The organism is Curtobacterium sp. PhB78 (assembly GCF_003751685.1).
Taxonomy (GTDB): Bacteria; Actinomycetota; Actinomycetes; order Actinomycetales; family Microbacteriaceae; genus Curtobacterium.
Window position 1 is genome coordinate 177,914 of sequence record NZ_RKIA01000004.1, and the last position, 14,380, is coordinate 192,293.

The window sequence follows — 14,380 nt, forward strand, 5'->3', positions numbered from 1 at the left end:
CTGGTCATGACCAGTCGTGTCAAGCATTGGCGACGATCTGTTCGCCATCCGTGATCCCCCGGAAACACGCGGATCGAACCCGCTCACAGGGACCGATCCAACGGTTGACAAGGGCTCTCGGAAGGTCTTCTATTGCGAATACGCAACGACCTTTCATAAAGGCCGGACCAAGGGAGTCAACGTGACACGCACGCGTTTCGCCGCACTCGGTGCGCTCGGCCTGGCGGCCGCGCTCGCCCTCACCGGGTGCTCCGCCGGAAGCAACGGAGCTTCCGACGGTGGCACGAAGGCCATCGGCACACCCGATGGCAAGGGCAAGACCATCACCGTCTGGATGATGAACGGCGACCTGAGCGACAAGGTCCTCGACGCAGCCCAGGAGCAGTTCACGAAGGACACCGGGGCGAAGGTGAAGATCCAGACCCAGCAGTGGGACGGGATCACCACGAAGCTCACCACGGCGCTCGCCCAGGACGACGCCCCGGACGTGGTCGACCTCGGCAACACCCAGGTACCGGTCTACGCAGCGGCCGGCGGTCTCATGGACCTCACGCCGTACCGCGACGAGCTCAAGGACGGCCAGACCTGGCTCACCGGGCTCGAGGGGCCGGCCACGGTCGACGACAAGCTGTACGGCGCACCGCTCTTCGCGGGCAACCGCGCCGTCGTCTACAACAAGAAGGTCTGGAAGGACGCCGGCGTCACCGACGTGCCGACCACCTACGACGAGCTCACCGCCGACCTCGACAAGGTCAAGGCCGCCAACGCGAAGAGCGACTTCTCCGCCTTCTACATGCCCGGCCAGTACTGGTACGGCGGGCTGCAGTGGGTCTGGGACGCCGGCGGCGAGATCGCCTCCGACAAGGACGGCAAGTGGACCGGGAAGCTCGACTCGGCCGATGCGGTCAAGGGCCTGACGGCGTGGAAGGAGTTCCAGAACGACTACTCCGCGAAGTCGACGCAGGACATCAACACCGACAAGCCCTCGCAGAGCGACGTCTTCGCGCAGGGCAACACCTCGGCGTTCCTCGGCTCGGCGTGGGAGATCGGTTCGATCACCACCGCGAAGCCGGCGCTCGCCGACCAGATCGGCACGTTCCCGATGCCCTCGCAGACGGACGGCAAGACGCAGCCGGTGTTCCTCGGCGGCTCCGACCTCGGGATCCCGGCGAAGGCCGCCAACCAGGACCTCGCGCTGTACTACCTGAAGATCCTGACCTCGAAGGAGTTCCAGCAGGACCAGGTGTTCGGTGTGGACGGCTGGGAGCCGAACTCGACCGAGCTGCTCGACGCCGTGGCCGACGACGTCGACACCCTGCACAAGCCGTACTTCGCGGCAGCGGGCACGAGTCGTCCGACCCCGGCGACGCCGGGCTGGGCGACCATCGAGGGCGACGCGTCGTTCCAGTCGATGTTCGCGGACATCGCCACCGGGCGGAAGTCGCCGGAGCAGGCCGCCGAGGGCTTCTCGAAGCACCTCACGACCGCGCTGAACGCGCAGCAGTAGTCGATGACCTCCACTGCAGAGCAGGCGACCGGTTCGGAGCAGTCCGAGCCGGTCGCCGGCGGCGGGGGGACCGGGGGCGCGGGCACCGGGGGCAGCGGCGGTGCCGGGTCGGGGCGGCCGGTTCGTCCCGGCCGCGGCGCGCGTCGTCGGTCGGCGGTCGCGTCGCGCGCACCGCTCGTCCTGCTGGCGCCCGCGGCGATCCTGCTGCTCGCGCTCGTCGTCTACCCGCTCGTCCGGCTCGTCGTCATCTCGTTCCAGGACTACGGGCTCCGGGCGATCTTCACCGGGGAAGCCGGGTTCGCGGGGGTCTCGAACTACAAGAACGTCCTGACCGACGCGTCGTTCTGGCCGGTCATCCTGCGCACCGTCCTGGTCACCGGGGCGATGGTGCTCGGCACGATCGTCATCGGGATGGGCGTCGCGCAGCTGCTCACCCGGTTGGGCGTCGCGATGCGCACCGTGGTCAGCGTCGTGCTCGTGCTGGCCTGGGCGATGCCGAACGTCGCCTCGAGCCTGGTGTGGCAGTGGCTGTTCCAGCCCTTCTACGGGGTCCTCAACTGGCTCATCACGCAGCTGCGGGTGTTCGGCGACCACACGCAGGACAACTGGGCGTCGCACCCCGGGCAGGCGTACACGATCGTGCTCACGCTCGTGATCTGGCAGGCCGTGCCGTTCGTCGCCCTGACGCTCTACGCCGCACAGTCCCAGATCGCGCCGGAGTACTACGAGGCCGGGGCGCTCGACGGTGCCTCGACGTGGACGATGTACCGCGCGATCACGCTGCCGGCACTCGCCCCGACGCTGCTGCTCGTGTCGATCTTGTCGGTGATCTGGGACTTCAACGTCTTCAACCAGATCTGGTTGCTCACGAGGGGTGGTCCGGAAGAGGCCACCCTGACGCTCGGCATCTGGACGTTCGTGAAGTCGTTCGTCTCCAACGCGTACGGCCAGGGCGCCGCGATCGCCGTCATCTCGACCGTGATCCTCGGCGCGCTCACCAGCTACTACATCCGCCGGCTCGTCCGCAGCGGGGAGGAGGACCTGTGACCGTCTCGAACGCAGCACCTGGCGCGGGTGTCGCACCAGTTGCTGGTTCCGCGCCTGCGCCTGCGCCGGCGCCCGCGCCCGCTTCCGCGCCCGTGCGGAAGCGGAAGCGGAAGCCGCGCGTGGTGGCGAACACCATCGCGGTGGTGTTCTGCCTGGTGTGGGTGTTCCCGATCTACTGGATGGTGAACACCGCCTTCAAGCCAGCGGACGAGGTCACCACCATGACCCCGATCTGGGCACCACTGCACCCCACGCTCGACAACTTCACCCGCGCGCTCACGCAAGAGGGCTTCCTGGTCTACCTGCGGAACTCGACCATCGTCGTGGTGGCCGCCGTGCTGCTGTCGATCGTGGTCGGGTTCCTGGCGTCGGCGGCGCTGTCGCGGTTCCGGTTCCGCGGGCGGCGGGCGATCCTGGTCGGCATCCTGTTCGTGCAGATGATCCCGTCGGGCGCACTGCTCATCCCGCTGTTCCTGTCGTTCCAGACGCTCGGTCTGCTCAACAGCTACGTCGGGCTGATCCTGGCGTACGTCGCGAGCGTGCTGCCGTTCTCGATCTGGGTGATGCGCGGGTTCTTCGTAGCTGTACCCGTCGAGATCGAGGAGGCCGCGAAGGTCGACGGGGCCGGCACCTTCCGGATCCTGTGGAGCGTGCTGTTCCCGCTCGTGATGCCGGGAGTCATCGCCACGAGCGTGTTCGCGTTCATCGCGGCGTGGAACGACTACCTGATCGCGTACGTGATGCTCAAGGACCAGGGGATGTACACGCTGCCGGTCTGGCTCGCGGGCTTCTCGACGAACAAGGGCACGGACTTCGGCGGGCTGATGGCGGCGAGCGTGCTGTTCTCGATCCCCGTGGTCGTCTTCTTCCTCATCGTGCAGCGCCGCCTGGTCAGTGGCCTGACCGCGGGAGCCGTCAAGGGCTGACGTGCTCGACCGAACACCCCGTCGCACACGCGGCGGGGTGTTCGTGCGTGTGGGGTGTTCGTGCGTGTGGGGTGGTCGTGCGTGTGCCGTCCGTCGAGGTTCCACGACATGCCGCGTACTGGACGCCGAGGTTCCACGGACGGGCTGTGGGCGCCGCGAGATGCCGAGATTTCGGAACCTCGGGGGAGGGGGCGGGGACGGAGCGGGGAGCGGGACGAGTGCGGGTGGTTGTGTTTGTGTGGGTTTGTGGCTTATGGTTCCTGAAACCCACGGGAACGAAGGAGTTCGGGCATGTACGCAACCGAGCGGCACGACGCGATCGCAGCAGCGCTGCAGGACGCCGGCCGGGTCTCCGTCGCCGATCTGGCCGAGCACTTCGACGTCACCACCGAGACCGTGCGCCGTGACCTCGACACCCTCGAGTCCGCCGGGGTCCTACGCCGCGTGCACGGGGGAGCGGTGCCGATCGGTCGCTCGAGCGTCGTCGAACTCTCCGTCGCCGAGCGCGAAGGGCAGCACGGTTCCGCGAAGTCCGACATCGCCCGCGCCGCGATGCGCCTGGTGCCCTCGACGTTCACGGGCTCGATCGCGATCGACGCCGGCACCACCTGCGCCGCCGTCGCCGCCGAACTCGCACGGTGGGAACCCGCCACCGCTGGCGCGACCCTCACCGTCATCACGAACTCCGTCCCGATCGCCGCGACCCTGCAGCACAGCGAGCACGTCGAGCTGCACCTGCTCGGTGGCCGGGTGCGCGGGGTCACGAGCGCCGCCGTCGGGACCGCCACCGTCGAGCAGATCAGCGCCCTGCGGCCCGACATCGCCTTCGTCGGCACGAACGGCCTGTCCGCCGGCTTCGGGCTGAGCACCCCGGACGAGTACGAGGCCGCGGTCAAGGGCGCCTACGTCCTCGCCGCCCGCCGAGCCGTCGTGCTCGCCGACGCCGCGAAGCACGGGGTCGAGGCCCTGATGCGCTTCGCCCGGCTCGACGAGATCGACACCGTGGTCACCGACCAGGAGCCGCCGGCCGACCTCGCCGGCGCCCTGACCGACGCCGACGTCGAGGTCGTCGTCGCATGAGCCGCCGCATCGTCACCGTCACGCCGAACCCGAGCCTCGACCGCACCATCGAGCTCTCCGGCGAACTGCAGCGCGGCGCCGTCCAGCGCGCCATCCGCTCCACCGCGGAGCCCGGCGGCAAGGGCGTCAACGTGTCCCGCGTCGTCGTCGCGAGCGGTGGGGACACCATCGCCGTGCTGCCCGGCGACGAGCTCGACCCTGTGCTGCTCGGGCTCGCCACGCGCGGCATCCCGACCGCCGCCCTGCCGATCGGTGCGCCGCTCCGCTCGAACGTCACCGTGACCGAGCCGACCGGCACCACCACGAAGCTCAACGAGCCCGGTCCCTCGCTCGCCGGCCGGCTGGACGACCTGGCCGACCTGGTCGCCGACACGGCCGCGGCGACCGCCACCGGACCCGTCGCCCGCTGGGTGGTCTTCGCCGGATCGCTCCCGCCCGGACTCCCCGACGACGCGCTCGCCGTGCTCGTCCGCGCCGTCCGTGCACGCCATGGTGAGGACGTCCGGATCGCGGTCGACTCGTCCGGCGTCCCGTTCACCGCACTGCTGCAGTCCGGTGAGCGGATCGACCTGGTCAAGCCGAACGCCGAGGAGCTCGCCGAGGTCGTCGGCGGCGACCCCGACACCTACGAGCAGGACCTCGACGCCGCCGTGGCCGCTGCCGAGCGGTTGCGCGACCGGAACGTCGGCTCGGTCCTGCTGACCCTCGGCAGTGCCGGCGCCGTGCTGGTGTCGGACGAGGGTGCCTTCGCCGCCGCAGCACCGCGGATCGTCGCCCGCTCCACCGTCGGCGCGGGGGACTCCTCGCTCGCGGGCTACCTGCTCGCCGAGGTGGCCGGAGCGTCGCCCGAGCAGCGCCTCGCCCAGGCCGTCGCGACCGGAGCCGCCGCAGCAGCCCTGCCCGGCAGCGACGTGCCCGCCCTCGACCACACCGACCCGACGGCGATCTCGGTCCGGGTGCTCACGACGCACCCGGCACCCGAGCCCGCCTGACCCCGCCCCAGCTCGAACACCCCCACTCCCCGAACACCTGCACGACCCGCGCGATCAGCGCCATTGCGAAGGAGCAAGCACATGTCCGCAGACTCGAGTCCGCGCCTCATCAGCGCCCAGCTCGTCGGCCTCGACGAGGACCTCGGTGCCACCTCGGCCGACGTCATCCGCGTCCTCGCCGACCGCGTCGCCGCGACCGGCCGCGCCGCCGACGGCCGGGTCCTGGCCGAGGACGCCATCAAGCGCGAGGCCAGCGTCGGCACCGGGGTGCCCGGCGGCATCGCGATCCCGCACGCCCGTTCGGCATCGGTGTCCGAGCCGACCCTGGCGTTCGCGCGTCTCGCCCGGAAGGTGTCGTTCGGAGCCCCGGACGGCGACGCCGACATCGTGTTCATGATCGCCGTGCCCGAAGGGGCCGACAAGGACCACCTGACGGTCCTCTCGACCCTTGCCCGTGCGCTCATCCGCGACGACTTCACCGCCGCCCTGCGCGCCGCAGCCACCCCCGACGAGATCGTCCAGCTCGTCGACCGCGAGGTGAGCGGCGAGGTGTCCGAAGCCGGCGTCGGGAAGGCGAGCAGCGCCTCCAGTCCGACCGCCGCACCCGAGCCGGGCCGCAAGGTCTTCGTCGGCGTCACCGCCTGCCCGACCGGCATCGCGCACACCTACATGGCGGCCGACGCGCTCGTCGCCGCGGCGCAGCGCGCCGGTGCCGAGATGCACGTCGAGACCCAGGGGTCCTCGCAGGTCGAGCCCCTCGACCCGGCCCTCATCGCCCGTGCCGACGCCGTCGTGTTCGCGGTCGACGTCGACGTCCGCGACCGTGGTCGCTTCGCCGGCAAGCCGCTCGTCTCCGGACCCGTCAAGCGCGGCGTCGACGAGCCCGACAAGATGATCGCCGAGGCCATCCGTGCCTCGGACGACCCGAACGCCGCACGCGTCCAGGGCGGTGCAGCCGTCGACGGTGCGTCCACCGCCAAGAACGAGCACTTCGGCCAGGCGCTCAAGCGCTGGCTGCTCACCGGCGTCAGCTACATGATCCCGTTCGTCGCGGGCGGCGGGCTCCTCATCGCGCTCGGCTTCCTGCTCGCCGGGTACGGCATCGCGCTCACCCACGGTGACGACGGCGTGAACAACGCGGTCTTCGCGCTCCAGCACTACAACCTGGTCGACCTGCCTCCGGAGGGGCTGCGCTACTACCTCGGTGCCGCCGCGTTCCAGATCGGCTCCGTGTCGCTCGGCTTCCTCGTCGCAGCGCTCGCCGGGTACATCGCCTACGCCATGGCCGACCGACCCGGCATCGCGCCCGGCTTCGTCGCCGGTTCCATCGCCGTCTTCATGAACGCCGGGTTCCTCGGTGGCCTGATCGGTGGCCTCATCGCCGGTGCCGCGGCGTACTGGATCGGTCGCATCCCGACCTGGCGCTGGCTGCGTGGCCTGATGCCCGTCGTGATCATCCCGCTGTTCGCCTCGATCATCGCCTCCGGCCTCATGCTGCTCGTGCTCGGTGGACCGATCGCCTGGCTCATGACCCAGCTGACCGAGTTCCTCAACTCGCTGTCCGGCGCCTCGGCGATCCTGCTCGGCATCATCCTCGGCCTGATGATGGCCTTCGACCTCGGCGGCCCGGTCAACAAGGTCGCCTACGCGTTCGCCGTCGCCGGGCTCGGCGCCGGGACCGCCACCAACGTCGTGCCGTTCGAGATCATGGCCGCCGTGATGGCTGCCGGCATGGTGCCGCCGCTCGCCCTGGCACTCGCGTCGACCGTCCTGTACCGCAAGGGCTTCACGAAGCCCGAGCGCGAGAACGGCAAGGCCGCCTGGCTGCTCGGGGCGTCCTTCATCTCCGAGGGCGCGATCCCGTTCGCCGCAGCCGACCCGCTGCGCGTCATCCCGGCGTCGATGGTCGGTGCCGCGGTCACGGGTGCGATCTCGATGGCGGCCGGTGTGACCTCGCGGGCGCCGCACGGTGGGATCTTCGTGTTCTTCGCCATCGGGGACGTCGCGATGTTCATCGTCGCGATCCTGGCCGGCACGATCGTGTCCGCGCTGGTGCTCGTCGGGCTGAAGAAGTTCGTGCGCCGGGCCCCGGCGGCGGACGCCGCCGTGTCCGAGACGGCAGACGACCGCGTGGCCGTCGCCGTGTAGTCGACGTCACCGCGTGACGGAAGGGCGCGCCCCGCTCAGCGGCAACGCGAAGCGTTGCGCGGGGCGCGCCGACCGAGCTTGCGAGGGAGGGGTGCCAGCTGGCACCGGGCCTCCCGTCCGTCCGTGGTCGCGCCCACCCCGCGGGGTTCCGAGATCTCGGAACCTCGGGGGCATGCGGGGCCGTGCGTGGAACCTCGGCGGAAGTGAGCGGCGAGTCGTGGAACCTCGGCGCGCCAGCCAGGCAGACAGCCAGGCAGGCAGGCAGACAGACGCCAGCCAGCCAGCCAGGCAGACAGCAGGCAGCAGCGTCAGGCGGCCATCGCGAGCGCCGACGGGTCGACGGTGCCGGCGACGCGGTCGTCGACATCGCACGGCGCGATCGGCGCAACCGAGGTGTGGGTGATCTTCGGGTGCACCGGGCGACGTTCGGTCTCACCCCGTCCGATGAGGTCCTCGTGCAGCTTCTCGCCCGATCGCAGGCCCGTGAACACGATGTCGGACGGACTCCCCGTCGCGGCGAGCATGCGGCGTGCGATGTCGAGGATCCGTACCGGGGCACCCATGTCGAGGACCAGGACCTCGCCGGGATGGGCGATCGCCGCGGACTGGATCACGAGGTGGCACGCCTCCGGGATGGACATGAAGTACCGGGTGGCGTCCGGGTGGGTGACGGTCAGGGGCCGTCCGGCGCGGATCAACTCCGCGAAGAGCGGGAGCATCGAACCACGGCTGCCGAGGACGTTGCCGAACCGGACGGACACGTAGTCGCGGCCGGTGTCGGCAGCGGTCCAGGCGGTCAACCGCTCGGCGATCCGCTTGGTCGAGCCGAGCACGCTCGTCGGGTTCGCAGCCTTGTCCGTCGAGATGTTCACGAGCGTCTGCACCCCGGCTGCCGCGGCGGCGCGCAGGACGTTCAGCGTGCCGAGGACGTTCGTCTTCCAGCCTTCGTCCGGGTACTGCTCGAGCATCGGCAGGTGCTTCAGCGCCGCTGCGTGGAAGACGACGTCGGGACGGCGGTCCATCATGATGTCCCGGATGGCGTCGGCGTCGCGGATGTCGGCGAGGACGACGTTCTTCGTGTCGAGCAGACCGTGCCCGTCCACCGAGACCTGCACCTGCTGCAACGCGGTCTCGTCGCGGTCGAGCATGATGATCTCCGCCGGCTCGAACCGGACGAGCTGCCGGCAGAGCTCACTGCCGATCGAACCGCCGGCGCCCGTGATCAACACGGACCGCCCGCGGATGAAGTCGACGGCGACCTCGAGTTCAGCCGCCGGCTGGCGACCCCCGATGAGTTCGGCGATGTCGAGGCCTTCGAGGCCGGGGATGTGGCGCGTTGGCATGGGGGTCTCCTCCGGGAATTCTCCCCACAGTGTGAACCCTGAGCATGTGAAATGTCAATACGTCATTCCGCGATGTTCGCGGTGATCGCGTCGATGTAGGCGGCACGGTCCTCGCGCGAGTGCGGCCGCCCCGGGACGCCCGGACGCTGCTCCCACGGGAACGGCCCGGCCTCGTGCCGGTACTCGATCCCCATCGCCTCGAGCCGCGCGGTGTGCTCGGCCAACCGCCCGCGGAACTCGGCGACGTCGCGCGGTCCGGTGACGTCCGCCGACCAGAGCGCCTCGGCCAACGCGGCCACCCGCGGGAACAGCTGGTAGTCGAGCTTCCGGGCGGTGTCGACGTGCTCCGTCCACATGTTGCCCTGGCCGCCGATGACGTGGGCACGCTCGGACTCGGTCAGGCCGGACGGCACCGGGTCGAACCCGAAGACGTCGTCGACCGTCAGCACGATGGACACCGGGATCGGTTCGGTCGCCAGGTCGCTCTGGCGGTAGTCGAGGTAGGCCTGGTCGTCGGGCGACGAGATGACGTCGTGCCCGCGCTTCGCCGCCGTCCGGGCGCCGGTCAGACCACGCCACGACACGATGGTCGCCGAGGGGTCGAGCGTGCCGCCCTCGAGGATCTCGTCCCAGCCGAACGCCTGCCGCCCGTGCGAGGCGACGTGCGCCGCGAGCTGCCCGATGATCCAGGCCTGCAGCTGCTCTTCATCCTCGAGCCCGAGTGAACGCATGCGCTCCTGCGTGCGGGGGTCCTCGACCCACTGCACCTTCGGGCACTCGTCGCCGCCGATGCCGATGTAGCGCGAGGGGAAGAGCGCGATGACCTCGTCGAGGACGTCCTTGAAGAAGTCGACGGTGCTGTCGTCGGCGTTCAGGACGTCGTCGGCGATGCCCCACTCGGTCCAGACCTCCACCGGCGTCTCGGGGTGCACGCCGAGCGACGGGTAGGCGGCCAAGGCGGCACGGACGTGTCCGGGCGTCTCGATCTCGGGGACGACGGTGACGAACCGGTCCGCTGCGTAGGCGACGATCTCGCGGATGTCGTCCTGCGTGTAGTACCCGCCGTGCGGGCGGCCGTCGAACGCTGCGGGGTGCAGCACACCGTCGGCGTCGGGGACGTGCGCGCCCACCTGGGACTCGCGGCGCCAGGACCCGACCTCGGTCAGGCGCGGGTACTTCCGGATCTCGATGCGCCAGCCCTGGTCCTCCGTCAGGTGGAAGTGCAGCCGGTTGATCCGGTGCGCCGCGAGCTGGTCGACGACGCGCATGACCTCGTGCTTGGTGCGGAAGTGCCGCGCGACGTCGAGCATGACGCCGCGCCAGGCGAAGGCGGGGGCGTCCTCGACGATGGTGGACGGGACGGACCACGGCCCGGTGCCGACGCGGCCGCTCCGGTACACGTCGGCGGGCAGCAGTTGGAGGAGCGCCTGGACGCCGTAGAACACGCCGGCGGCCGAGCCGCCCGCGACGTCGACACCGTCGGGTGTGACGGTCAGGCGGAAGGACTCGGCGCGCTCGCCCTCGGGCGACGGCGGACCGGCGGGCAGGGAGGGATCGTCGGTGACGCGCAGCGAGATGACGCCCGTCCGCACCGGCCCGTCGGCGGAGGCCGCCCCGTCGACGGCCACGTCCTCCGCTGCGTCGCGGACCGGCTGGCCGGTCGACGCCCGGAGCGTCTGCTGCAGGTACAGTCGGACCGATCCGCTCGCTGCGTCCGCTGCGATGCGGGTCGACGGGGTGATCTCGAAGGCGCCGGTACCGGGGACGGCGCGGCGCGGTCGTGGGATGAGCATGTCGGAGTCCACCATTCCTCAATGATCTTTCGTAATGTGGAGGCTATGGCCGTGGACGAGACCGTGTCAACGATCCCGAGTGTCGTGGGGACGACGCCGGGCGTGCTCCGACTCATGAACTCCCGCGCCATCCTCGACGAGCTCCTGCGCGACGACGCGTCGCGCACCGTGACCGAGCTCAGCCGCACCGTCGGGCTCTCCCGCCCCACGGTCGAGGCGGCGCTCGCAGACCTGGTCGACGAGGGCTGGGTGACCGAGGCCGAGGCGATCGCCACCCCGAACAAGGCCGGCCGCCGGGCCAAGCGCTTCGCCGCGGACGCCACCGCCGGTTCCGTGCTCGGCGTCGACCTCGGACTGCACGGCATCGTCGGCATCCGCGCCGACCTGCGCGGGAACACCCTCACCCGGGTCGAGGAGCGCTATGCCGACCTCGCCGACGCGGAGCAGGCCTGGACGAGCGTGCAGGACGTCGTCCGCCGCCTGACGGCCGACTCGGAGGCGTCCCCGGTCCTCGCCGCCACGTTCGGCGTCCCCGCCGTCGTCGACCGCGCCGGCGAGATCGACTACACGGTTGCGGTGCCCGAGTGGGTCGAGCGCCGCGTGCCCGGCCGGATCCAGGACCTCTTCCCCGGCATCGCGACGTTCTTCGACAACGACGCCAAGCTCGCCGCCACCGCCGAGGCGATGTGGGGGCGCTTCCGGGGCGTCCAGGACGGCCTGTACCTGGTGATGGGTCGGCAGATCGGTGCGGCCTACGTCATCGACGGGGCGTTGGCGCGCGGGGCGCGCGGTGCGGCTGGCGAGATGGGCGGCCTGGCCTCGACCGGGTGGCCCGGTGCGCCGGCCCGCCTGGAGGCCCGGATCGCGTCCGACACGGACCTCGAGTCGGTCTTCGCCGCGGCCGGGCGCGGGGGCGCAGTGCCGGGTCACGTCGGCGATGGCGTTCCGGATCCGGCGGCGGTCCACGTCGTCCGCGCCTTCGCGGACGACGTGGCACCGGGCGTCGTGCAGCTCGTCACGACGATCGACCCCGAGGTCGTGGTCGTCGGGGGCGAGGTCCTGCCGGCGGCGTCGGTGTTCGCCGAGGCGCTCGCCGCGGTGGTCATGCCCCAGCTCCGGCACCCCGTCGAGATCGTGCCGTCGACGGTGGGTCGCGACGCCGTCGCCCGCGGTGCCCTCGCGCGGTCGCTGACGCACGTGCGGACCTCGCACATGGGACTCGGCTGACGTTCAGGTACCGCGCCGGGTCCTGACAGGGCGCTCAGGGATGCTGGGGGCATGACGACTGCCGTGACCGCCCGTGCCATGACCGTCGCCACCGGCGACTCCACCGCTCCCTCGGACCTCGGCGGACTCTCCGGCCTCGTGCTCCAGATCATCGACGCCCTGGGGGAGTGGGGCGTCGCGCTCATGCTCTTCGTCGAGACGGTGTTCCCGCCGATCCCGTCCGAGCTCATCCTGCCGCTGGCCGGGTTCCTGGCGGGCGCCGGCCAGATGAACCTCGTCCTCGTCCTCGTGCTGGCGACGCTCGGGTCCTACCTCGGTGCGCTGGTGCTCTACTGGCTCGGCGCGAAGATCGGGTTCGAGCGCACGACGCGGTGGTTCGGCAAGCTCCCCCTGGTCGACGAGGACGACTTCCGCAAGGCCGCCGCGTGGTTCCACCGGCACGGCAAGAGCGCCGTGTTCTTCGGCCGCTTCGTCCCGATCGTGCGGAGCCTCATCTCCTTGCCCGCGGGCGCTGACCGCATGCACCTCGGCACGTTCTCGGTGTTCACGATCATCGCGAGCGGCATCTGGAACAGCGCCCTGGTGCTGCTCGGTGCTGCCTTCGGCTCCCAGTACGACCGCGTCGAGCAGTACACCGAGTGGATCGACCGGGTGCTCTACGTCGCGATCGCGGTCGTCGTGGTCACGTTCGTGGTCCGGCGGGTCCGACGGTGGCGGGCAGACCGCCGCGCGGACGGAGGTGGCAACGGCGACGGTGCCGCGAGCGGGGGCGCACGAGGTCGTCGTCGCGCCGAGCCCGCCCGCGACTGAGTCGGTCGTCGTCAGGCCTTGGTCAGCGCCGACTCCTTGTGCGCGGCCTGCTTCCCGCTCTTCTCCGACTCGACGATCCAGTACGGATCGTCGTCGGTCGGCTTGAACGTCTGACCGTCGAACTCGAAGTCGCTCGTGCGCTTCCGCACGAGTTTTCCGGTCGTCTTCCCTTGCGAGGTGTTCCAGTGCACCTCGTCACCCTTCGTCAGTGCCATCGCTGTCCTCCTTGCGTGATCGCTCACCCTGGTCGGAGGTCGAACGGTACCCTGATGCATCCGCATGAACACAGGGAAGTACGCCGATCACGATGTCATAACACCCGCCCAAAAACGGGGTCGGACGCGTACCGTTTCTCGTGAGCCAACACGCCGGCAGCAGCCGCGGAACCTGCGGCTCCCGACGGAACGACGGACACCATGACCCTGCTCGACGGCTTGCGGACGGAGACGGTCCTGTCGGGCCGGTACCGGCTGGTGAAGCTCATCGGCACGGGTGGCATGGGGACCGTCTACGAAGCCCGCGACGAGCACACCTACCGCGCCGTCGCCGTGAAGCTCTTCGCGACGCCGGACAAGATGACGACGGCCGACCGCGTCCGGCAGGAGCGCGAGATCCGGCTCCTCAGCATGCTGTCGCACCCCGGGCTCATCCCGCTCTACGACGCCGGCACGCACGACTTCCCCGACGGCCCGCACCGGTTCATCGTGATGGAGCTCATCGCCGACACGACGCTGCTCCGCCGGCTGTCCGAGGGGGCCCTGCACAACTACGAGGTGGCCGACCTCGGCGCCCAGCTCGCCGACGCCCTGGCCTACGTGCACTCGCGCGGCATCGTGCACCGGGACGTCAAGCCCGCCAACATCCTGATCAGCGACGAGGGCTCGTCCGGCTTCGCCCGGACCGTGAAGCTCACCGACTTCGGTGTCGCGCACTTCGTCGACGGCTCCCGCCTGACGAACGACGGCACGATCATCGGCACGGCGGCGTACCTGAGCCCCGAGCAGGTCGCCGGTGAGCCGATCAGCTTCGCCACCGACGTGTACTCGCTCGGGCTGGTGCTGCTCGAGTCCCTGACCGGCAAGCAGGAGTACTCCGGCACCCTGATCGAGGCGGCACTGGCCCGCCTGCGGCACGACCCCGAGATCCCGGACGACGTCGCCTCGGAGTGGCGTGAACTGCTCAGCCGGATGACCGCCCGCGACCCGGAGCGTCGCCCGACCGCGGTCGCGATCGCGAACGCCCTGCGGGGCGGCTCCACGCAGGTCACCGGCCCGGTGCCGCTCGGACCCGAGCGGGTCAAGCACCAGCGCGATCACCGGATGCACCGGGCGGCCCACCGGCACGCGAAGCGCGGCACCTTCTCGGCCGTCCGCCGCTGGCGTCGGCGGAACGTGCTCGTCGGCTCGTTCGCGGCGTTCGGCGTGCTGGTCGCGTGCGGCTCCGCCTACGTCGCGGGCATGCTGCACTGACGTCGCCCGCGCGTCCCGTTCGTCCGTGGTCCCTGGCA

The 14,380-nt window shown here is 70.7% G+C and carries 12 protein-coding genes; 9 read left to right on the forward strand and 3 right to left on the reverse strand.

The window, feature by feature from the left end; all coding sequences use genetic code 11:
• Nucleotides 1-181: 181 nt before the first annotated feature.
• The 6 genes from EDF53_RS10635 (at nucleotide 182) to EDF53_RS10660 (ending at nucleotide 7,700) form a co-directional block, all read left to right on the forward strand.
• Nucleotides 182-1,507, forward strand: a complete 1,326-nt coding sequence (locus tag EDF53_RS10635) for a sugar ABC transporter substrate-binding protein (RefSeq protein WP_123293547.1) — start codon at nucleotides 182-184, stop codon at nucleotides 1,505-1,507.
• A gap of 3 nt (nucleotides 1,508-1,510) precedes the next feature.
• Complete coding sequence (locus tag EDF53_RS10640) at nucleotides 1,511-2,554, forward strand: carbohydrate ABC transporter permease (protein ID WP_123293548.1); 1,044 nt, start codon at nucleotides 1,511-1,513, stop codon at nucleotides 2,552-2,554.
• Between the two features lie 122 nt (nucleotides 2,555-2,676).
• On the forward strand, nucleotides 2,677-3,480 hold the full coding sequence (locus EDF53_RS10645) for a carbohydrate ABC transporter permease (protein ID WP_260215420.1): 804 nt from the start codon (nucleotides 2,677-2,679) through the stop codon (nucleotides 3,478-3,480).
• 291 nt (nucleotides 3,481-3,771) lie between these two features.
• Entirely contained in the window at nucleotides 3,772-4,560 is a 789-nt protein-coding gene (locus EDF53_RS10650; protein ID WP_123293549.1) for a DeoR/GlpR family DNA-binding transcription regulator, read from the forward strand.
• A complete protein-coding gene (locus EDF53_RS10655; protein WP_123293550.1) occupies nucleotides 4,557-5,552 on the forward strand; it encodes a 1-phosphofructokinase family hexose kinase in 996 nt (331 codons plus the stop codon). Before EDF53_RS10650 ends, EDF53_RS10655 begins: the two co-directional genes overlap by 4 nt.
• A gap of 81 nt (nucleotides 5,553-5,633) precedes the next feature.
• Complete coding sequence (locus tag EDF53_RS10660; protein ID WP_123293551.1) at nucleotides 5,634-7,700, forward strand: fructose-specific PTS transporter subunit EIIC; 2,067 nt, start codon at nucleotides 5,634-5,636, stop codon at nucleotides 7,698-7,700.
• A gap of 308 nt (nucleotides 7,701-8,008) precedes the next feature.
• Here the strand turns inward: EDF53_RS10660 and EDF53_RS10665 are convergent, their stop codons facing one another.
• Together EDF53_RS10665 and EDF53_RS10670 are read right to left on the reverse strand one after the other, a co-directional pair.
• Complete coding sequence (locus EDF53_RS10665) at nucleotides 8,009-9,043, reverse strand: UDP-N-acetylglucosamine 4,6-dehydratase family protein (RefSeq protein ID WP_123293552.1); 1,035 nt, start codon at nucleotides 9,041-9,043, stop codon at nucleotides 8,009-8,011.
• A 62-nt stretch (nucleotides 9,044-9,105) separates the two neighbouring features.
• Nucleotides 9,106-10,851, reverse strand: coding sequence for a beta-N-acetylhexosaminidase (locus EDF53_RS10670; protein WP_123293553.1), 1,746 nt, complete (start codon nucleotides 10,849-10,851; stop codon nucleotides 9,106-9,108).
• A 36-nt stretch (nucleotides 10,852-10,887) separates the two neighbouring features.
• Here EDF53_RS10670 and EDF53_RS10675 point away from each other — a divergent pair, with 36 nt between their 5' ends.
• Together EDF53_RS10675 and EDF53_RS10680 are read left to right on the forward strand one after the other, a co-directional pair.
• A complete protein-coding gene (locus EDF53_RS10675) occupies nucleotides 10,888-12,063 on the forward strand; it encodes an ROK family transcriptional regulator (protein ID WP_185021010.1) in 1,176 nt (391 codons plus the stop codon).
• A 51-nt stretch (nucleotides 12,064-12,114) separates the two neighbouring features.
• Nucleotides 12,115-12,873: a DedA family protein gene (locus tag EDF53_RS10680; RefSeq protein WP_248704974.1), complete on the forward strand. Its 759-nt coding sequence runs from the start codon at nucleotides 12,115-12,117 to the stop codon at nucleotides 12,871-12,873.
• An 11-nt stretch (nucleotides 12,874-12,884) separates the two neighbouring features.
• On the opposite strand, the gene EDF53_RS10685 is transcribed toward EDF53_RS10680, so the two are convergent.
• Nucleotides 12,885-13,088, reverse strand: a complete 204-nt coding sequence (locus tag EDF53_RS10685) for a DUF2945 domain-containing protein (RefSeq protein WP_123293555.1) — start codon at nucleotides 13,086-13,088, stop codon at nucleotides 12,885-12,887.
• Nucleotides 13,089-13,289: 201 nt separating this feature from the next.
• Between EDF53_RS10685 and EDF53_RS10690 the strand changes: the two genes are divergently transcribed.
• Nucleotides 13,290-14,342, forward strand: coding sequence for a serine/threonine-protein kinase (locus tag EDF53_RS10690; RefSeq protein WP_123293556.1), 1,053 nt, complete (start codon nucleotides 13,290-13,292; stop codon nucleotides 14,340-14,342).
• The last annotated feature ends 38 nt before the right edge of the window (nucleotides 14,343-14,380 follow it).